The organism is Armatimonas sp. (assembly GCF_031410135.1).
In the GTDB taxonomy this organism is placed as follows: domain Bacteria; phylum Armatimonadota; class Armatimonadia; order Armatimonadales; family Armatimonadaceae; genus Armatimonas.
The window spans coordinates 1-20,010 of the sequence record NZ_JANNYP010000491.1; the positions used below are offsets into that span (position 1 = coordinate 1).

Consider the following 20,010-nt stretch of genomic DNA (forward strand, 5'->3'; position numbering starts at 1 on the left):
TCACGGAAGCCCTGGCTGACGAGAACCGCTATGTGCGTGGCCACGCCACGATTGCACTGGAGCAGCTCGGCTCCGCGTCACCCGAGGCTCTCAAGGCACTTATTCATCACTTCCACACCACACGCTGGTGCCCGATCACGACTCGTGAGAGCACTTTTTAATATGAAAGCGACACTTCTCCTTGCCGCCTTTCTGCTCGCGCTGCCCTCTGTTGCACAGCCTCCCAAGCCCAATGTGATCTTTATTCTGGCCGATGATCTGGGGATCGGAAATGTCGGGTGTTACGGCGCAGATACGGCGAAAACGCCTCATATTGACAAGCTTGCCGCCTCAGGGACGCGCTACACGAAGGCGTTTACTGCGGCGCTGTGTGGGCCGTCGCGGGCGCTGATCATGACGGGGCGCTATGCGTTTCGCAATGGCTCGACCAACCAGGATGCCTGCCAGCAGATGCCGCTTGAGGAGCTTCGGCTAGGCACGACGTTTAAGTCGGCGGGCTACGCGACAGCGGCGATTGGCAAGTGGGGCCAGCTTCCGGGCGAGCCCAACCAGGTGGGCTTTGACGACTACCTGCGCTTCAACGGTAGCGGCGTCTATCAGAACAAGCCCGGCGGCAAGGTCGAGGCGTATCGCGCCAACGGTAAGGAGCTCAAGCTGACCGACAAAGAGTACATGCCGGACATCATGCACGAGCAGGCGATGGCGTTTCTAAAGAAAAACCAGGCAAAGCCCTTCTTTCTCTACTACTCGATGGTGCATGTCCACGGCGATATCCAACCGACACCCGATAGTGCGCCCAGTAGCAAGGATCTCTTTGGCGACAATATCCGCTACATGGACAAGCTGGTTGGTAAGCTTGTCGCCCAGCTTGACGCGCTGAAGCTGCGCCAGAACACGCTGATCATTTTTATTGGTGATAACGGGACGGCAAAAGGCCCCAGTGAGCTCTCCACGATCCACGGACGGAGCCTCTCGGGTTCAAAAGGCACGATGCTGGAGTGTGGGGGCTTGGTTCCGATGATCGCCAGCTGGCCCGGCAAGACGCCCGCCGGAAAAGTCTCCGACACGCTGATTGACTCCTCGGACATGCTCCCCACGTTCGCCGAGCTGATGGGCGCAAAGCTCCCCGAAAAGACCGTCTTTGATGGGGTGAGCTTCGCCCCGCAGCTTCAGGGCAAGCCCGGCAAGCCCCGCTCCTGGGTCTACAACCAGCTTGCCAATATGTGGTACGTCCGCGAGCAGGGCTGGAAGCTCAACCACCTCGGTGAGCTCTACGACATGGCCGATGCCCCGTTTACCGAGAAGCTCATCGCCGCCGGAAGCGAGACGCCCGCCGCCAAAGCCGCCCGTGCCAGACTTGCCGCTGTGCTTGCCACGCTCAACCCCGCAGGGGGCATCGTGGACAAGGGCGATGGCACGGGCCGTCACGCCAACAAGGCCAAGAAGAAAGAAGACGCGGCGGCAGCAGCGGTCACAGACAAGATACTCGAAGGGCGCTTCGATAAGCTCGATACCAAGAAGACGGGCAAGCTGACCCTGGAGCAGTTTTTGAGCAACAAGCCCGACCCGGAGGTCGCCAAGGCACGCTTTGCCAAGCTCGACACCAACCATGATGGCATCCTCACCCGCGAGGAGTTTTTCGCACAAGGCAAGACATAACCCGAAAGCCCATGCAACAACTTAATCTCACCCCACTTCCCGAAGTGCAAGCGCTGCTGGATCAGGCGAGGAAGGCTCTCATGGCCAACCAGGTCGCTGAGGCGCTGGCATTTTATGACCAGGCTTTAGCCAAGGCGCGGGAGCGGACAGATCGCACGGGGGAGGCCACCACGCTCCAAGGCATTGGGATCGTCTACCGAAACACCGGCCAGACACAAAAAGGGCTAGAGCTCTTCAACCAAGCTTTGCCGATCTTTCAGGCCACAGGAGATAAGAAAGGCGAGGCGGGGGTGCTTCAGAGCCTGGGTGTCCTCTCCGTGGCGATGGGGCAGCCCCAGAAGGCGCTGGAGTTCTACAACCAGGCCTTGCTGATCGTCCAGGCCGCCCGTGACAAGCAGCGCGAGGCCAATGTGCTCAATGGTATTGGGGTTGTCTACTTCAGCACCGGCCAGCCGCAGAAAGCCTTGGAGTTCTTCAACCAGGCTCTCCCGATCTTTCGTACCCTCGGTGATAAAGTGAGCGAAGCCTCCTCACTTCAAAATATCGGCAACTACTACACGGCAACGCGCCAGTTTGAGAAGGCACTTGAGTTCTACAACCAGGCCTTACCGCTCACGCAGGCGCTGGGCGATCGGCTCAGTGAGGCCAGTATGCTCACCAACATGGGGAGCCTCTATACCATGATGGAGCAGCCACAGAAGGCTCTGGAGTTCTTCAACCAGGCCCTCCCAATCCGGCGTACGATCGGTGACAAGAGCGGCGAGGCGGCCACACTCCAGAATATCGGAACTCTCTACGCGACGATGGATCAGCCGCAAAAAGCGCTGGAGTTTTACAACCTCTCTCTCCCGATTCGGCGTGCAATCGGCGACACCAGCAACGAGGCCGCTACCCATAGGCGGATGGCGGAAGCGGAGGTCAAGCTCAAGCACCCCGCGCAGGCCGAGGGACACTACGCCCAGGCCATCGCGCTCTACGAGACCATCCGTGACAACATGGGGGGGCTCTCGGAAGCAAAGGCCTCATTTCTGCGCTCCACGATCTCTACCTACTACGGCTACTTGAACCTCTTGTTGGAACAAGGCAAGGCGACGGTCGCCTTTGACGTTGCGCAGAAGACCAAGGCCCGCTCTCTGCTGGATCTCATGGCATCGGGCCGCGTCAACCTTGATGGAGAGCTCACCCCCGAGGAGCAAGCGCAGGATAAGGCACTTCGCCAGAAGGCAAGTGTGCTCAATCAGCAGATGGTGAAAGAGGGTGTCGAGAACGAAGTGGGAGCGAAGAAGCGCTTTGCCGCTCTCAAGGAGGAGCTGAAAACCACTGAGAGCCAGCTTCAGACCTTCACGGATACGCTCTATGCGCGCCACCCCAAGCTTGCTCAGAAACGCATTGCTAAGACCGCAGCAGCGACTGAAATTTCCAAGCTCCTGTCCGCCGATACAGCCTTGCTGGACTACATCGTGCTGAGTCAAGACAAGCTGGCGCTCTTTGTCGTGACGCGCAGTGGCGTCAAAGCCCTTACTTTGTCCGTTCCCTATGCCAAGCTCGTCACCAAAGCCTCTGACTTCCGTTCTACTTGTGCCGATCCAAGGAAAGACTACAAAAAGCTCGCGCAAGAGCTGCACGCTCAGCTATTCGCCCCAGCGGCCAAGCACCTCACGGGAGCAAAGCGCCTCATCGTCTGCCCCGATGGTGCGCTCTGGGACATTCCGTTTCAGGCCTTGCTCTCCAATGGTCAGTTCCTGGCCCAGCGCTACGAGCTAGCCTATGCCTACTCCGCCACGGGCGCACAAGCGGCACTGACGGCAAAGACGGGGCGTGCCAAGCCCACGCAGACTCTGCTCGCCCTCGCCAATCCTGACTTCGGCTCCAGCCAGCGCTTCGGCGATCTAGACGACCTACCAGGACAGCGTCCGATTACGGCACCCAACCGGCCCATCACCGCGCCCAACCGTCCGATTGACACGCCGTCAAGACCCATTGATACACCGAGTCGTCCAATCACGGCACCCAACCGACCTCTGACTGCTCCAAACAGACCACTCACCGCACCGAATCGCCCTATAGACACGCCATCCAGGCCCATCACGGCACCAAACCGCCCTATTGACACCCCGTCACGCGCTTTTGATAGTGTCTCACGTGGCAAGGCCATTGTCGCACTTCCGGGCACCCAGCGCGAGGCGGAGGCTCTTAAGAAGCTCTTTCCTAGCGCAACCCTCATGATGGGCAAAGCCGCGCAAGAAACCAAAGCCAAGACCGAGGCCAGCAAGTTCAAGTACCTCCACTTCGCCACGCACGGCTTCTTCAACGATGCTAGTCCGTTGCTTTCCTCACTCGTCATGGCACAGCCAGACTCGGACAGCAAAGAGGATGGGTTCTTGACCGCACGCGAGATTTTCGAGCTGGACTTATCGGCAGAAATGGTGGTGCTGTCCGCGTGCAACACGGCACGCGGGGTTCAACGCACCGGGGATGGTGTGATCGGCCTGACGTGGGCACTGTTTGTCGCGGGCTGCCCGACGCAAGTGGTGAGTCAGTGGGCGGTGGACGATGCGAGCACAGCAACCCTGATGACGAGCTTCTACGGCAACTTAGCCAAGGGCAAGCTGGGCAAGGGGGCGGCGCTGCGGCAGGCATCGCTCTCGCTGATGAGCAGTCCTAAGCACGCGCACCCCTACTACTGGGCTCCGTTTGTCCTCATGGGAGACTGGAGATAGCTGCATGACCAATATTCTGATTATCCTCACCGATGACCAGGGGCGGGGGGATTATAGCGCCTTTGGCACCAAGGACATCCAGACGCCCCATATTGACCGGCTCTTTCGCGAGGGCGTGGAGTTTCAGAACTTCTTTGCCAATAGTGCGGTCTGCTCCCCGACCCGTGCCGCGCTCCTGACGGGCTGCTACCCAGACCGTGTGGGGGTGCCGGGGGTGATTCGCGACGAAAACCCGGAGAACTCCTGGGGATATCTCGCGCCGGGTGTGCGGCTGCTTCCCCAGGTGCTCAAGCCCGTGGGCTACCACTCTGCGCTGATTGGCAAGTGGCACCTGGGAACGAGCTCGCCCAACCTACCCACGGAGCGGGGCTTCGACTTCTTCCACGGCTTTCTGGGCGACATGATGGATGACTACTGGACCCACCGGCGCAACGGCCAGAACTACATGCGCCGCAATAAGAAAACCATTGAGCCGAAAGGCCATGCCACTGACCTCTTCACCGACTGGGCCTGCCAGTATCTCACGGAGCGGGCGAAGGCAAACCGGCCCTTCTTCCTCTATCTCGCCTACAACGCGCCCCACGACCCGATCCAGCCGCCGCCGGAGTGGCTGGAGAAAGTCAAGCAGCGCGAGCCCGGCATGAGCGAGAAGCGCGCCAAGCTCGTGGCCTTGATCGAGCACATGGATGCGGGCATTGGGAAAGTGCTGGACACGCTGGACACGCTGGAGAAGACGGGACTGGCGAAAGACACGCTCGTGCTCTTCACGTCGGACAATGGCGGCGTGCTGGCCAATGGCGCTAACAACGGCCCGTGGCGCAGCGAAAAAGGCCACATGTACGAGGGCGGCCTGCGCGTTCCCGGCGCGGCACGCTGGCCCGGCGTAATCGCCCCCGGAACTACCACCGAGCGCACCACCCTGACCATGGATCTCTTCGCCACGTCGTGCGCTGTGGCGGGCGTGTCGATTCCCGCAGGCATTGATGGCACCAGCTTCCTGCCCACGCTACGCGGTGAGCCCGAGCCGCCCGAGAGCCGGGCTCACTACTTTGTGCGCCGAGAAGGCGGCGTGGCCTACGGTGGCAAGACCATCGAAGCGCTCCGCCGGGGGGAGTGGAAGCTGCTGCAAGACAGTCCGTTTGCGCCACAAGAGCTCTACAACCTCAAGGCTGACCCTCTGGAGAGCACTAACCTTGCCACGAAGAACCCTGAGGTATTCCGTGAGCTTGCCGCCGCACTCAGGCGGCAGATTCAGCAGGGAGCCACCGTTCCCTGGCAGCGCTTGGAGCCACCAAAATGAACCACGCGAAACTCGTTGTGGCCCTCCTCGTCCTCCTATCTTTTATCTTCCCCCGCCCGGCAAAGGCTAGGGGGCAGGAGCTAGAGAAGCCCAATATTGTCTATATTCTGGCCGATGACCTGGGCTACGGCGATGTGCAGTGCCTCAACCCTAGTCGTGGCAAGATCAAGACGCCGGAACTGGATAAGCTCGCCACGCAGGGGATGACCTTTACGGATGCACACAGTGGCTCGTCGGTGTGCACGCCCACACGCTACGGCCTGCTCACGGGGCGCTATGCCTGGCGAACCCGGCTACAGAGTGGCGTGTTGGACGGCACCGAGGACCCACCCCTCATCGCGGCAAGTCGGCTGACCGTGCCAGCGTTCCTCAAGCAGCAGGGCTACACCACGGCGGCGATTGGCAAGTGGCACCTGGGTTTTACGTCCACCCTTCCCGAGAGCGTCACGGCCTCAGTGCAGAAAAAAGCCGGGCTGCCAGCGGGTGCGCGGATCATAGAGAGCCCGACCACACGCGGCTTCGACTACTTCTGGGGCTGCTCCAATGCCCGCACGATGTCCGGCCTGATTGAGAACGACAAGGTGATCGAGAACATTGAGCCGATCACGATGCTCCCGCGTCTTGGGCAGCAAGCTGTTCGCTATGTCAATGAGCACGCGAGTGCGGCAAAGGCGGGCAAGCCGTTCTTTCTCTATGTCCCGCTGACATCGCCGCATACCCCGATTGTCCCCACCAAGGAGTGGAAAGGCAAGAGTGGCCTGGGCGACTACGGCGACTTCGTGATGCAGACCGATGCCATCGTGGGCGAGGTGCTCGCGGCGCTGGAGAAGAACGGCCTGGCAAAAAATACGCTCGTGGTTTTCACGAGCGACAACGGCTGCTCCCCGGCGGCGGGGACGGAGAAGCTGGAGGCGCAGGGGCACTTCGCCAGTGCACAGCTCCGGGGTTACAAAGCCGATATCTGGGATGGCGGCCATCGCGTGCCGTTTTTCGTGCGCTGGCCGGGCAAGGTTGCGCCGGGCTCAAAAACGACCCAGCTGGTCTGCCACACGGATCTCATGGCCACTTGTGCCGAGCTTCTGGGAGTCACGCTTCCGGATACCGCAGCAGAGGATAGCATCAGCTGGCTCCCCGTCTTGCTAGGTCGCGGCAAAGGCATGCCACGCGAGAGTATCGTGCACCACTCGATCCATGGGAAGTTCGCAATCCGCCAGGGTAGCTGGAAGTTGGAGTTCTGTTCAGGCTCGGGCGGCTGGGGCAAGCCGGGCGATCCCGAGGCGGCCAAGAGTGGCCTGCCTGCGGTGCAGCTCTACGACCTGAGCACGGACATCGCGGAGACCAAGAACCTTGCCGCCGAGCGCCCCGAGGTTGTCGCACAGCTCACGAAGCTTCTGGAGCGCACCATTGCCGAGGGACGGAGCACGCCGGGGGCAAAGCAGAGAAATGATATCTCGGTGGTGTTTCAGAAATCCGATGCGAAACCCAAGAGGGTAAAAAATAAGTGATAGAATGACGTTTTGCAAGGTAAAAGGGTACCTTCGCAAGAATTCTCTAAGCTAAAGTTCCTCGATAGAGGAGAGCGGAAGCCTAAGGGGAAATAGGTAGATAAGGCTAATGAATTTTTATGAATAAAATGGATCAACGACGGTTTGCTTTTACTCTGATCGAGTTACTTGTGGTTATCGCTATTATTGCTATACTCGCCGCGATTTTATTTCCTGTTTTTGCTCAGGCACGCGAGAAAGCTCGTCAGACAAGCTGCCTTTCGAACCTGAAACAGCTAGGAACGGGCGTCTTGATGTACGTACAGGACTACGATGAGACCATGCCACGCCCTTGGTCAGGGGCGACGAATACATGCTCCACGGCGGAGACGGCGAATCCATCGCGATATAAGTGGATGGACGCGATCTATCCTTATGTGAAGAACGAGCAGATCTTTAACTGTCCCAGCAACGCACGCCAGAATAAGTACCGCAACAGGAATGGGTGCAACTACGGCAGCTACGGCATGAACTCTACCTATTGGGGGGCGGGTGATAACTTCTCGGGACCGGGGTATGCTTCTCTTCCCTCCATCGCGCAGCCTGCGGACACGATCTGGCTTGGAGAGATCGCCACTGCTGCCAACAACCAGTGGTTTGAGATTCACTGGCAAGGCCCCGCTCAGAACCCGGCGATCTCCACGACAATTCCTCGTACAATGGCTCAGTTGATCGAGGTTCACCATCAGATGACCAATGTCACGTTCTGTGATGGACATAGCAAAGCGATGAGCCTCTCACAGCTAGCCGAGCGACACACCGTCGGCGGGCAGATCGTCTACTGGCGCTTCACGGTTGAGGAAGACTAGGGCTAAAAAGAGAGTCTGGGGAGGAAAGTTCGTGCTTCGAACTTTCCTCTCATTTTTGTTTTTTGTAAAACAGAATTTGACACATCGGAATTTTTGCTTTACAATTATCCAAGATGCCGACACCACCCGCCTATCTGCGTGTCAAAGAACAGCTTCTCCGTGATCTGTCTGACTTGAGTACGCCGGTTGGCAAGAGCTGGCCGACGGAGAGTGAGCTTCAGGAGCGCTACCAGGTCAGCCGCCCCACGATTAGCAAGGCACTGACGGCACTGGTGGCAGAGGGTGTGCTTACTCGTGTGCCGGGTCGCCGTGGGTTCGTCGTGGCTCGCCCCACAGAAGAAACACGTCCTCCGATTCTTCGGATCGGCCATGTGGCGGTGGTCAATACATTGGGTCCCAGTGCCCTCTTCCAGCTCCAGCAGTATGTGGGGCTAGGGGTTTGCACGGCGGCGGAGCGGCAGGGCTACCGGGTGGTGAGTTCCGCCTCGGGGCTCAGTGTGGCGAGGGAGCGCGCTGCCGTGGAGGATCTTCTCGCCATCGGGGTGCAGGGTCTGGTTATCTCCTCCTGTCCACGCTCGCTTGAGGAGCAGGCAACCGACTACCTGATCCACGAGGATCTTGGGGTGCCCGTGGTGCTAACCGGGATGCTCCCCCAGGGGAACCCGCACGCCGCCGTGGTGTTTGACAATCGGCGGCTCAACTACGAGGTCACTAGTACACTTCTCGCACAAGGTCACCGACGAATTGGTCTGCTCACACGCCCCACGGAAATCTACCACCTGCCCCTGCGCGAGCGGCTCCAGGGCTACAAGGATGCGCACCGGGACCACTCCCTGCCCGTAGACCCTGCACTGATTCTGGCGCTTCCGCCCGCCGTCCAGCAGTGGGATCGCAATGCCTGTCTGCACACGACACTGGAGACCCTACTGGATCGCTGGCTCGCCCTGCCCGAGCGTCCCACAGCTCTTATCGCGCTGGAGGACTTAGTGGCGATCGAGTTTATCGAGCTGCTTCAGCAGCGTGGGCTGCGCGTCCCTGAGGACATGACCGTCTTTGGTTTTGATAATTTGGAGATCGGGCGACACTTCCAGCCTGCGTTTCCTACCACCCAGCCAGACTTCCAACGAATGGGAGAGCTGGCTTGCAACGTACTTCTGAACGGAATCGCATCGGGGGAGCTACCTCAACAGACCTATGTTCTCCCCGTGCCACTCCTGCTCCGAGGCACATCGCCGTAAAAGAAACGGCAATTCATCCTAACAGTGAGGTTTTAAAATGTTTAAATTAGATCAGAAACGATCCGCGTTCACGCTGATAGAGTTACTTGTGGTGATCGCGATCATTGCGATTCTTGCCGCGATTCTTTTTCCCGTCTTTGCCCAAGCGCGTGAGAAAGCTCGTCAGATCTCTTGTCTTTCGAACCAAAAACAGCTCGGAACAGCTCTGATGATGTACACGCAGGATTACGATGAGACCCTACCCGCTTGGCCCTTTAACACCATTGGCACAAACCCGGATTTTGCGGCTGGCTGGTCCTACTCCATGTGGGTGCCGGTGGTTCAGCCGTATGTCAAGAACTTTGGGGTCTTTGCCTGCCCCAATGGTCCGGCCAGTTTTTTGCGTGGTCCCGCCGCCAACCGGGTCAAGGTGCACCTCGCCTTCAATGAGTATATAATGAACAGCAATCGTAACCTTGCAACACTCGCGGCACTGAGTAGCTCAAATAATGGAATCGCGGACATCTCGCTCATCTCAGAGTCCGTCGTTCCGGGAATCTACCAAGACTGGAGCGATGGGTTTGTGATTGCGAGTAAAGCCCAGCCCTTTAGTCTCTACAGGCTCTTCTGCGCCAATGGGGTAGGAGCAACCGAAGCGGCGTGTATCGGTCGCCACTCAGACCGTGGTATCAATATTGTCTTCGCAGACGGTCATGCCAAGTTCACTCCTGGGGGGCGCATTCAGGGTGGTGATACCAACCCTAGAGGCGAGTACCCGATTGTCAATCCCAACGCTCGAAACTACTTCCAGTAGAGAGCCCACCTGATGAGGCAGACGAAAACGCACAATCTGGCAGTTCTTGTCTGCCTGACACTTTTCTGCGGTTCCTCGGTGCATGCCGACGAGCCGCAGAAGACGGGCTGGCCGCTGACAGAGGCGGAGCGGGCCTATGTGCTCAAGCCCGAGCATGAGCGGCGGCCGGGGGCAGGCGAAAAGAAGCACCTGCCCACTCTCTGGCCCTCCACACCCTCGGCGGGGTTTTGGGGTGGGACGAGCTGGCTCGATACCCACGCAAAATTGGTAGACTACGTCAAGGCCAACCAAGGCCCCGTGGATGTGCTCTTGGTCGGCGATAGCATCACCCAGCAGTGGGGGAGCCCGCTGGACAAAGGCATCCTCAACGCCGCCTGGATGAAGCACTTCGGTGGCTACAAAACCCTCAATATCGGAATCGGCGGCGATAAGGCGCAGAATGTTCTGTGGCGGCTGGATCACGGTGGCGTCGAGGGAATCCAGCCGCGTCTGATCGTGCTGATGATTGGCAACAACAACATGTTCTTCACCGCCGAGACCGGTATCGAAGCCGCCGCCAAGGGCGTGAAGGCGTGCGTGGACAATGTCCGGGCAAAGTTCCCCAAAGCCGAGATCGTGGTCGCTAAGATCTTGCCCGCCCACGCGCCAGGCAATGCGTTCTACGAGGACATCAAGAAGACCAATGCCGCCCTCGACCCGCTGAAGTTGGAGAGCGATCCCAAAGTGCATGTGCTCGATCTGTGGAGCGACTTCACCAACGCCAACGGGACGATCAGGCCCGCACTCTTCAAGCCCGACAATATCCACCTCAGCCTCGCAGGCTATGAGGTCTACGCCGAGTGCCTGAAGCCGCTTCTGGAGAAAGCACTCGGAGGAAAAGAGCGCCGTGGTAGGGAATGATGCAGGTAACCGAACTATGAAACGTCAAACTTCCGCGCCTTCCGCGATTGGCAAGCCGGGCAAGTCCGCCAATGGCAAGCTCAATATTGCCTTTATCGGCTCCGGTGGCTGGATCGCCCAGCAGCCCTACAAACAGGGGTGCTCCGAGGAGAACCTCGTCGCCTTCTGTGATGTGGATCGCAATCAGTCTGCGGAGAACATGAAGGCGTGGCGCACCAACCAACCGTTCTTCGACGACTTCCGGGTGATGCTCGACAAGATGCACAAGCAGATAGATGCCGTGGTGGTCTCGACACCGGATCACACGCACTTCGCGGCGACGCAGATGGCGATGGAGCGCGGGATTCATGTCTACACGCAAAAGCCGCTCACCCACAATATCTGGCAGTGCCGGACGCTGGCCAAGTCGAAGGAGCGCTACAAGGTTATCACGCAGATGGGCAACCAGGGGCACGCCGATGATGGCATCCGCAACTCGGTCGAGGCCGTGCGCGCCGGGGTGATCGGGGAGGTTGCGCGGGTGCTCTGCCGCAACGACGGGCCGGATATGGGAGGAACCCACTTCGGAAACCCGGCCACGATGCCGCCCCCTGCCGCCGCCATCCCCGACGGGCTGGCCTGGGATCTCTGGCTTGGCCCCACGGCGAAGCGTGAGTTCTACCGTGACTACCTGCCGCAGAAGTGGCGAGCCTTCTACGACTTCGGCTCTGGCATGCTTGGTGACTTCGGCTGCCACACGTTTGACACCCCCGTCTGGGCGCTCGATCTGGACCCGCCCACGGTGGTCGAGTGCCTCTACCGCGAGAAGTCGCTGGAGGGCTTGATTCCCAAAGCCAGCCACATCCGCTTCCACTTTCCCGCCAAAGGCACGCGTGGGCCCGTGATCCTCGACTGGTTCGACGGTGCATCGGACTGGAAGCTAGCGGGTCAGGTCAATACATTTGGTGGTGACGACGACACACTCATCGGGCGTGCTTGCTGGCTCCTTGGCACAAAAGGACTCCTCGGCTGCGGCACGCACGCCGGGCAGCCGCTGATCTTGCCAGAAGTCGTTCGCGAGAAGTGGAAGGCCAGCCCACCGGCAAAGACCATTCCCCGCGTAGCAGGCGGCCCGTTCCGCGAGTGGATGCGGGCCATTAAGGGCGAAGGCCCTGAGCCTGGCTCCAACTTCAAGGTCGCGGCCAACCTCACCGAGATCATCCTGCTGGGCGTGCTCGCCCAGCGCTTCAACACCCGCATTGAGTGGGACACGAAGGCGGGACGAATCACCAACCGCCCCGAGCTCAATGCCTTTGTGAAAGAGCCCGTCCGCGAAGGCTGGCGCTTTGGAGAGACGCTATGAAACTAAGAACGATTTTTAACCTCTCCCCCCAGCCCCCTCCCCCGGGCAGTCGCAAGCTCCTTGGGGAAGGGGGAGCGAGATTCGGACTCCCCTTTCCCAGTGAGGAACGAACGCCTGGGAGAGGGGCTGGGGGAGAGGTTGCCACGTGGATAGACCCCGCTATCGCCAAGCGGGAAGACCCGGACTTCACGGTTCAAGGCGAGTACGTCGGTAAGGGACTTGGGCTCCAGCTGGTGGCGCTCGGGGGCGGTAAGTTCGACGGTTATCTCTTCGAAGGTGGGCTTCCTGGTGCTGGCTGGGAGCCCGGCAAGCCCCGTACACAGCTTAAGGAAGAGGAAGCTCTGACGCTCCGCAAGAAGCTAAAGCGTACCGAGCGCCGTAGCCCCACTCTGGGCAAGAAGCCGCTCCGAGGGGCTGTGGTGCTCTTCAACGGCTCAACCACAGATGCGTGGCAGAGTGGCAAGAAAGTCATGGTAGAGAGTGGGTATCTTCAGGCGACCGACTGTATCACCAGGCAGCAGTTCGCCAGCTACACACTCCACCTTGAGTTCCGCACCCCGTACATGCCCGCTGCCCGTGGCCAAGGGCGTGGCAATAGCGGTGTCTATCACAGTGGCCGCTGGGAGACGCAAGTCCTCGACTCTTTTGGTCTCGAAGGCCGGGACAACGAGTGCGGCGGGATCTACTCAATTTCCAAGCCACGGCTCAATATGTGCCTGCCGCCGCTCGCCTGGCAGACCTACGATGTGGAGTTTACCGCCGCGACATTCGATGCAGTCGGCAAGCGTACCGCCTGGCCGCGTATCACGGTGCGGCTCAACGGTGTTCTGGTGCACGAGAACCTGGAGCTGACAAAAGACTTCACCACATCCGCTCCGCTCACCAGCCCACTTGCAGCGCCGGAAGGCCCCATTTTCCTGCAAGACCACGGCAACCCTGTTGTCTACCGTAATATCTGGATCGTGCCACGCAAATAAAAAAATGAAAAAAACAACTCTTTCCCTTGCCCTCCTGCTACTGGCAAGCCTCCCAGCCGTTGCGCAGACGAAGCCCGTGCGGGTCTTTATTCTCGCGGGACAGTCCAACATGGAGGGTCAGGGCTTTATCGCCGCCGACCCCAAGCGCAACGAGGGCAAGGGCTCGCTGGAGTTTTTGGCCAAAGACGCCGCGACGGCCAAGCACTTCGCGCCGCTTCAAGATGCCGCCGGGCAGTGGAAGAAGCGCGACGATGTCTGGATCTCGTATCTGGAGCGCAAAGGCGCGCTCACTGTGGGCTACGGCGCGACCCCGGAGAAGATCGGCCCGGAGCTGGGCTTTGGCTGGATAATGGGCGATACCCTCGACGAGCCGGTGCTACTCATCAAGTGCGCCTGGGGCGGCAAGAGCCTCGCTATAGACTTCCGTCCGCCGAGCGCGGGCAAGCTGCCGTACTCGCTGGGAGAAAAAGGCGATGCGGAGCTGGCGAAGAACCCGGAGAGTATCGGCAAGTACTACCGCGAGACCGTAGCCCTCACCAAGGCCGCGCTGGCTCGGATCAAGGAGCTCGTGCCCGGAAGCGATGGCCGCTATGTTTTAGCGGGCTTTGGCTGGCACCAGGGCTGGAACGACCGCATCAGCGATAAGTTCAACGGCGAGTACGAGAGCAACATGGTGGCCTTTATCAAGGACATGCGCAAGGAGCTGGGAACCCCTCAGCTTCCCTTTGTGATCGCCGAGACCGGGATGACCGGCCCCACGGAGGTTCATCCGCGCGCCCTCTCGCTGATGAAAGCCCAGGCCAACGCCGCCGCACGCCCCGAGTTCAAGGGCAATGTCGCCTTTGTGAGTACGAAGAACTTCTGGCGCACCAAAGAGCAGTCGCCCACGGGGCAAGGCTACCACTGGAACACCAACGCCGAGACCTACTACCTCATCGGGGAGGCCATGGGCGAGGCAATGAAGAAGCTCCTCACCACCAAGTAACCCATGAAAAATATTGCTCTTGCCCTGCTGGCTTTCCTGTTCGCGCTACCTGTCACAGCGGCGCAGAAACCAAAGCCCAATGTGGTGTATCTCCTCGCCGACGACCTCGGGTGGGGGGATATCAGTGCGCATGGGGGAGGCGTCGCCACTCCGAATATAGACAAGCTCTTCCAGAAGGGGGTGGAGCTAAAGAACTTCATGGGCTGGTGCGTGTGCTCCCCGACTCGCGCGATGCTGCTCACCGGGCGACATCCGTTTCGTGTGGGCACTGGCCCCGAAGTCGGTGGGGAGCTCGCTAAAGAGGAAACGACCATCGCCGAGGGCTTCAAGGCCAATGGCTACCGCACCGGCGTCTTTGGTAAGTGGCATAACGGTGCCGACCCGGAAACGCCGGAGTTTCGTGCGGCCTTTACCGAGGCATTTAAGGCGATGCCCAATAAGAAACTCAAGGGGGGCCTTGGGGCCAACGAGCACGGCTTCGACGATGCCTGGGTCTACTACGGCGGCGGCGAGGACTACTTCACGCGGCGAACCGTGCAGGGACGCGGCCCCGTTTCCTGGTGGAACAACCTGAGCTTCCGCCCTCAAGACGAGGGCTACACCGAGGATCTCATCACGCAGCATGCCCTTGCGTTCGTCAAGGCAAACAAGGCCCGCCCGTTCTTTTGCTACGTCCCCTTCCATCTGGTTCATGCGCCGCTCCAGGCAAAAAAAGAAGACCTTGATGCTCTTGATCCAAAGGTCACCGCCGGTTTGCCCGCCACCAAAGCTGCGACAACAGCCGAGCAGAAGCATACGCATGCCGCCATGATCCGTGCGCTAGATCAAAATGTTGGTGCGCTCCTCGCCGAGCTGGATCGTCTGGGCCTGCGTGAGAACACCATCGTGGTCTTTACCAGCGATAACGGCGCGATGGAGGCAGGCAGTAGCCTTCCGCTACGTGGGGCCAAGCACTCTGTTTATGAAGGGGGCGTGCGCTTGCCGACGGTCGTCCACTGGCCCAAAGGTGGCCTCACAGGCGGCAAGACCTGGGACGGGCTCTGTGGCGCACTGGACATGTTCCCGACACTTCTCGCGATGACGGACTCGAAGATGCCCGAGACGCGCCCGCTCGACGGCAAGAATGTCTGGCCCTCACTGCGAGATAGAACCGCCAGTCCCGTCGAGAGCTACTACTGGGCTTGGCGCAACGAGGACTCCCTTCGCACGGCGGATTGGAAACTGCACCGCTTCTTTGATCACGTGGAACTCTACGAGATCCGTACGGACATCAGCGAAGCGAAGAACGTCGCTGAGGCCCATCCTGATGTGGTGAAGGCACTCACGGCGAAGATGAACACCTGGACAGACTCGCTGGGAGCGGCGCTCACGCACCAGCCAGCACCCATGAAGCTCAACGCCAAGCCCACGCCCCAGGGAGAAGTGCTTGAAGTGAGTGTCACCGTGACCGCGCAGGCCAAGCCCAACGATCGCCTGATCGTCCCTATCGCCACTTTCGGCGGCAATCAGTTCGCCACGGACTACATCGAGTTTGACATCGCCGCCGCCGTGGACAGCCTGCGCCTTGGCTTTTACTACTCTCCCCTCAAGGGCAACGACAGTAAAGCCATCACGATCAACTTCAAGCGCGGCGAGGGGATTGACCAGTTCGGGCGTGAGCAGGCCACCGCTCCTGAAGTGCAGGGCGGCCCCGGCGTCTGGGAGCACCGCGTCATCGGTTTGATTAGTAGTGCTCCGGGTGCCCTGCCGCGCCATGGCCTCGTCTTCAAAGGCGGCAAGCCCGGCACCTACAAAATCTATCTCGACAACCTGCGCCTGCGTCACGCTGACGGCACCACCACCCCAATCTGGGCAAGTGGCAAGGACACCCGCTTTCCCAAAATAGAGGACTCGGAGCTTTTTACCAATATTCGCGTGCGTAGCGTGCCCGTCGCGGAGGCAGCCAAGTGACTCCGCTAGAATGAACCGATAATTTCATGAAAGCAGTGCTCCTACTTGCCGGCTTGTTTCTACTACTCTCGGGGGGACGTGGGCAAGTAACACTCACTAAGCCCAGTAAGACATTTGTTTTTGCTGTGGAGCAGGCGAGCACGACAAAACCCCACACCTGGACCCATCGGGTGGCCGAGGCAGGGGACTATCAGCTTGGCATGGCCTGGGTGGAGGTGCTCTCGGGCGAAGAGGTCGAGGTGATAGTCCGGGTGGGGGGTAAACAGGTTCGATCGGTGAAAGCGCGGCCTGGCTTGGCACCACAGAGGCTAGAGACAAGGATCGAGGGACTCGCGGCGGGCGCTGAGATCACGGTCACGGCCGTCCCGAGGAGGGCGAGCTACCGGCTTGGCTATCAGCTCGCCTTCGGGACGCCAACCTTCCCGGGAGCCAAGGTTTTTCATGTGCGAGACTTCGGTGCGGTAGGGGATGGCGTCACCGATGATTTTGCCGCGATCCACAAGGCGGTGGCTACGGCGCGGGAGGCCGGGGGCGCGATCCTGCGCTTCGATGGTTCCAAGACCTACCGGGCAATCGGGCTGCGGGACTTCACGGAGGAGTCGCTGTTTGAGCTCAAGGGAGCCAAAGATCTCAAACTAGAAGGTGGGGGAGCGCTGGTCGTGCTGCACCCCCCGGACAGCTTCGCGCAGCTGGACGAAGCGGAGAACATCCAGATTGATGGCTTCCGGATTGACTACGACCCCAAGCCCTACTACCAGGGGATGATCCGTAAGATAGACGTCGAGGCGCTGACGGTTGATATCGAGGTGCCAGAGCGCTATCCGGTGCCGGAAGTTGGTAAAAACGAGTTTCGTGCGCCGTTTTTCGGACGCTCGTTTATCCCCGATGCACTCGGAGCGCGAACTGGCCACGGGGACAATCTCTATATCGAAAAGGTCACTCGGCTTGATAGCGAACGTCGGCTGCGGCTTCACATCCGGGAGAACGCTCAGAACAGCGACACCCCAGCCTCAAGCATGAGGCCCAGGGTTCGCTACGCCGCCGAGAAAGGCGCGACTGAGTTCGTGGTGCCGCACGTGAAGTATGCGCATCGCGGCAGGGTAAACCTCATCACCCGAAGCGCTCGGGTGACATTTAGCAACCTTCGGTACGATTGCTCGCCCCATTTCTGGCTACCGATCACCCATAACACGGGCCCCATCACTCTGCGTAATGTGGATCTCAAGATGCCGCACCCTGAGACCGAGCTCTTTGTCTCCTGGCGCGACGGGCTGCACATCAAGAACGGCCGCTGGGGAGTCATGATCGAGGGCAGTGACTGGGATGGTGCCGCCACCTACGATGATAGCTTTGCAATCTACTCCCGGGCGCAGAAGCTGGTCGGTGTCTCCGGCACTACCCTCACCCTCACCCCGACTTTTGAAAGCAAAGAGCCCTTCCTCTGGCGCAAGGGCGACTGGGCCAGTGTCTGGTCACCAGGGCAGCGCCAGCTGCGTGGGATGGCGCGTGTGGTCGGAGTGGATGCCACAAGTACCGACCAGACGTTCCGCGTCACCCTGGAGTCGCTACCTGCGGCTGCCGCCCCCGATGACATCGTACTCCATGAGGAAAGCCTCAACCGGGGATCGGTAATCCGCCACTGTAGCACCTCGGACATCGGCACCGATAGCTCCAGCACGCGCTTTCGCTGCGTGGACGTAAAATTTGAGAACAACCGGTTCGAGGATTTTCACTTCTGGTTCCACGCTGGCCCAAACGGTCCCCGCCCCCGAGAGATCGTGCTAGAGAACAACTGGGTGAGCGATCTGCGATCCGGTCAGATTGTCTTCCAGCAGGGGCTAGACTGCCTGGTGCGGGGCAACCAGCTGGTCGGTGTCACTTTAGAGTTCGCGGATGGCTCCCGCAACATGCGGGTAGAAGACAATCGCGGGACAGAAAAGAAAAAGACATGAACAACCTTTCTTGTATCGTCGTTGCCACTCTGCTGGCTTCCCAGGCCGTGCTGCCCGCAAGCGCACAGCAAAGGCCGACGGCCAAGCCTAATGTGCTCTTTATTGTCGCGGATGACTTCCGGGACGAGGGCGGGGTCTTCACGCACACGAGTGTCAAGCTGCCCAATCTTGCGCGGCTTGCGGCACGGGGCGTGCGCTTTGAGCGGGCCTATGTCCAGTACCCCGTCTGCAACCCCAGCCGGAGCTCGCTGTTCACGGGGCTCCGTCCGGAGCAGACCAATATCGTGAACAACACGACGCGCCTGCGCTCCCAGCTTCCCGATGTGCTGACAATGCCGCAGTACTTTAAGGAAAACGGCTGGCACGCCGAGGCCTTCGGCAAGCTCTACCACATGAGCGGAGCCAGCGAGACGGAGAAAGCTCTCTGGAGGGACATGCCCCAGTCCTGGCACGCCGCGACCGCGTTCGCTCCGACCAAGCTTGGGCAGAAAAATGAGGGGCGGAATCTTACGGGTGGCGCTCTGCCTTGGTGCCAGTGGGGGATGGCGGAGGGCGGCGATGATGACCAGCCCGATGGCCAGACCGCCGCTGCTGTGGTGACGCTTATCGAGCAGCAGGGGGCAAACCCGTGGTTTATCGGCTGTGGCTTTCTCAAGCCCCACGACCCGTTTATCGCACCGAAAAAGTACTTCGATCTCTATCCGCCGGAGTCGCTCAAGCTCTGGAAAGACCCGGCGGACATGACAACCGCGCCGCCGCTGGCGCTTGCGGGCGGCTACCAGCAGGCGTTCGACAAGTTCACCTACAAGGAGCGGCTGGAGTTTCTGCGTGCCTACTGCGCCACGGCGAGCTACATGGACGCGCAGCTTGGGCGGGTGCTGGACGCGCTGGACAAGAACAAGCTCTGGGACAAGACTGTGGTGGTCTTTATCGGGGACCACGGCTACCACACCGGCGAGCGCCAGTGGTGGAACAAGAACACCCTCTTTGAGCGAAGCTGTCGCGCCCCGCTGCTCATCGCCGCGCCGGGAATCAAAGGCGGAAAGACAAGCCGCTCTCTGGTGGAGTTTGTTGATCTCTTCCCCACGCTGGCGGAGTCGTGTGGGCTAAAAGTGCCGACGGGGCTTGCGGGGCAGAGCCTGCGCCCGGTGCTCCGTGATCCGAAGCGCACGCTCAAAGACGCCGCCTACACGCTTGTCACACGCGGCCAGAACCGCTACGGCCAGAGCGTCCGCACCGACCGCTGGCGCTTCACGCAGTGGAGCGACGGCACTCAGGAGCTCTACGACCACGACCGTGATCCGGAAGAGAATCACAATGTTGCCACAACGAATCCCGCAGTGGTTGCACAGCTCATGGCAAAATTAAAGACACTTCCGCCCTACCCAAGAAGCTAAAGGGGCAGGCCCCCTGATGAAATCCCCGTATTTCTCTCCATCTATGTAAACTCCAGCCCCTCCAATCTTTATAGTGTTCAACGCTCTCCCCGAGAGAGCCTGATTCCTTTGCAACCGAAAGGGCAAAGCCGACCGAAAGGCGGCGACGCAAAGCGATGGGCCTACACCACCTGAGGGTGGCACGGTCGCCAGGTTACCGAAAAGCGAAATGATTCGAGCTAAGGAAATTACAGGATGTACATTAGAAATTTAGGCGTGGCAGTGCTGGGACTCTCCGCACTCTCCACGCCTCTTGTCACGCATGCCTCCGTGCCGCAGAAGGCAGATCTGGCGGTTCAGAAGCAGCTTGCCTCGCCGAGCCGCAAGGGCTGGAGTGCGGTGATTGTCAAGACCGAGGGAGTGCCCACAGCCGCTCAAGAAGCGGCGATTGCGGCGCTGGGGGGC

At 60.0% G+C, this 20,010-nt stretch carries 15 protein-coding genes and 1 riboswitch; all 15 genes read left to right on the forward strand.

From position 1 onward, the window contains the following. Nucleotides 1–162 precede the first annotated feature (162 nt). Nucleotides 163–1,659 (forward strand): sulfatase-like hydrolase/transferase, encoded by a 1,497-nt coding sequence (locus RMO15_RS18220; protein ID WP_309715044.1) that lies wholly within the window; start codon nucleotides 163–165, stop codon nucleotides 1,657–1,659. A gap of 11 nt (nucleotides 1,660–1,670) precedes the next feature. Continuing rightward, nucleotides 1,671–4,379 (forward strand): CHAT domain-containing protein, encoded by a 2,709-nt coding sequence (locus tag RMO15_RS18225; RefSeq protein WP_309715046.1) that lies wholly within the window; start codon nucleotides 1,671–1,673, stop codon nucleotides 4,377–4,379. Nucleotides 4,380–4,383: 4 nt separating this feature from the next. Then, nucleotides 4,384–5,679: a sulfatase-like hydrolase/transferase gene (locus tag RMO15_RS18230; protein ID WP_309715048.1), complete on the forward strand. Its 1,296-nt coding sequence runs from the start codon at nucleotides 4,384–4,386 to the stop codon at nucleotides 5,677–5,679. Then, nucleotides 5,676–7,184 carry an arylsulfatase gene (locus tag RMO15_RS18235; RefSeq protein WP_309715050.1) on the forward strand — a complete coding sequence of 503 codons (1,509 nt, stop codon included), beginning with the start codon at nucleotides 5,676–5,678 and terminating at the stop codon, nucleotides 7,182–7,184. Before RMO15_RS18230 ends, RMO15_RS18235 begins: the two co-directional genes overlap by 4 nt. Before the next feature lie 119 nt (nucleotides 7,185–7,303). After that, nucleotides 7,304–8,032, forward strand: a complete 729-nt coding sequence (locus RMO15_RS18240) for a DUF1559 domain-containing protein (RefSeq protein ID WP_309715052.1) — start codon at nucleotides 7,304–7,306, stop codon at nucleotides 8,030–8,032. A 113-nt stretch (nucleotides 8,033–8,145) separates the two neighbouring features. After that, nucleotides 8,146–9,270, forward strand: coding sequence for a substrate-binding domain-containing protein (locus tag RMO15_RS18245; protein WP_309715054.1), 1,125 nt, complete (start codon nucleotides 8,146–8,148; stop codon nucleotides 9,268–9,270). Nucleotides 9,271–9,307: 37 nt separating this feature from the next. Continuing rightward, the gene (locus RMO15_RS18250; RefSeq protein ID WP_309715056.1) at nucleotides 9,308–10,063 is read left to right on the forward strand and encodes a DUF1559 domain-containing protein; all 756 of its coding nucleotides are present in this window, start codon (nucleotides 9,308–9,310) and stop codon (nucleotides 10,061–10,063) included. A gap of 12 nt (nucleotides 10,064–10,075) precedes the next feature. After that, nucleotides 10,076–10,963, forward strand: coding sequence for a GDSL-type esterase/lipase family protein (locus RMO15_RS18255; RefSeq protein ID WP_309715058.1), 888 nt, complete (start codon nucleotides 10,076–10,078; stop codon nucleotides 10,961–10,963). Nucleotides 10,964–10,979: 16 nt separating this feature from the next. Then, nucleotides 10,980–12,305, forward strand: a complete 1,326-nt coding sequence (locus RMO15_RS18260; RefSeq protein ID WP_309715060.1) for a Gfo/Idh/MocA family oxidoreductase — start codon at nucleotides 10,980–10,982, stop codon at nucleotides 12,303–12,305. Then, complete coding sequence (locus RMO15_RS18265; protein ID WP_309715062.1) at nucleotides 12,302–13,282, forward strand: DUF1080 domain-containing protein; 981 nt, start codon at nucleotides 12,302–12,304, stop codon at nucleotides 13,280–13,282. Before RMO15_RS18260 ends, RMO15_RS18265 begins: the two co-directional genes overlap by 4 nt. Before the next feature lie 4 nt (nucleotides 13,283–13,286). Then, a complete protein-coding gene (locus tag RMO15_RS18270) occupies nucleotides 13,287–14,267 on the forward strand; it encodes a sialate O-acetylesterase (protein ID WP_309715064.1) in 981 nt (326 codons plus the stop codon). A 3-nt stretch (nucleotides 14,268–14,270) separates the two neighbouring features. Further along, nucleotides 14,271–16,217: a sulfatase-like hydrolase/transferase gene (locus RMO15_RS18275; protein ID WP_309715066.1), complete on the forward strand. Its 1,947-nt coding sequence runs from the start codon at nucleotides 14,271–14,273 to the stop codon at nucleotides 16,215–16,217. Nucleotides 16,218–16,243: 26 nt separating this feature from the next. Then, on the forward strand, nucleotides 16,244–18,169 hold the full coding sequence (locus tag RMO15_RS18280) for a hypothetical protein (RefSeq protein WP_309715068.1): 1,926 nt from the start codon (nucleotides 16,244–16,246) through the stop codon (nucleotides 18,167–18,169). Continuing rightward, the gene (locus RMO15_RS18285; protein WP_309715070.1) at nucleotides 18,166–19,566 is read left to right on the forward strand and encodes a sulfatase; all 1,401 of its coding nucleotides are present in this window, start codon (nucleotides 18,166–18,168) and stop codon (nucleotides 19,564–19,566) included. Before RMO15_RS18280 ends, RMO15_RS18285 begins: the two co-directional genes overlap by 4 nt. 111 nt (nucleotides 19,567–19,677) lie before the next feature. Beyond that, nucleotides 19,678–19,767: riboswitch (cyclic di-GMP riboswitch) on the forward strand. Nucleotides 19,768–19,800: 33 nt separating this feature from the next. Beyond that, the coding region (locus RMO15_RS18290) for a hypothetical protein (RefSeq protein ID WP_309715072.1) at nucleotides 19,801–20,010 on the forward strand (210 nt) is incomplete at its 3' end.

Excerpts from the sequence above, each read along its gene's own strand:
- RMO15_RS18225 (WP_309715046.1), top strand. The coding sequence starts at position 1,671 with ATGCAACAACTTAATCTCACCCCACTTCCCGAAGTGCAAGCGCTGCTG.
- RMO15_RS18265 (WP_309715062.1), top strand. The coding sequence starts at position 12,302 with ATGAAACTAAGAACGATTTTTAACCTCTCCCCCCAGCCCCCTCCCCCG.
- RMO15_RS18235 (WP_309715050.1), top strand. The coding sequence starts at position 5,676 with ATGAACCACGCGAAACTCGTTGTGGCCCTCCTCGTCCTCCTATCTTTT.
- RMO15_RS18270 (WP_309715064.1), top strand. The coding sequence starts at position 13,287 with ATGAAAAAAACAACTCTTTCCCTTGCCCTCCTGCTACTGGCAAGCCTC.
- RMO15_RS18260 (WP_309715060.1), top strand. The coding sequence starts at position 10,980 with ATGAAACGTCAAACTTCCGCGCCTTCCGCGATTGGCAAGCCGGGCAAG.
- RMO15_RS18230 (WP_309715048.1), top strand. The coding sequence starts at position 4,384 with ATGACCAATATTCTGATTATCCTCACCGATGACCAGGGGCGGGGGGAT.
- RMO15_RS18275 (WP_309715066.1), top strand. The coding sequence starts at position 14,271 with ATGAAAAATATTGCTCTTGCCCTGCTGGCTTTCCTGTTCGCGCTACCT.
- RMO15_RS18280 (WP_309715068.1), top strand. The coding sequence starts at position 16,244 with ATGAAAGCAGTGCTCCTACTTGCCGGCTTGTTTCTACTACTCTCGGGG.
- RMO15_RS18220 (WP_309715044.1), top strand. The coding sequence starts at position 163 with ATGAAAGCGACACTTCTCCTTGCCGCCTTTCTGCTCGCGCTGCCCTCT.
- RMO15_RS18245 (WP_309715054.1), top strand. The coding sequence starts at position 8,146 with ATGCCGACACCACCCGCCTATCTGCGTGTCAAAGAACAGCTTCTCCGT.
- RMO15_RS18255 (WP_309715058.1), top strand. The coding sequence starts at position 10,076 with ATGAGGCAGACGAAAACGCACAATCTGGCAGTTCTTGTCTGCCTGACA.
- RMO15_RS18250 (WP_309715056.1), top strand. The coding sequence starts at position 9,308 with ATGTTTAAATTAGATCAGAAACGATCCGCGTTCACGCTGATAGAGTTA.
- RMO15_RS18285 (WP_309715070.1), top strand. The coding sequence starts at position 18,166 with ATGAACAACCTTTCTTGTATCGTCGTTGCCACTCTGCTGGCTTCCCAG.
- RMO15_RS18240 (WP_309715052.1), top strand. The coding sequence starts at position 7,304 with ATGAATAAAATGGATCAACGACGGTTTGCTTTTACTCTGATCGAGTTA.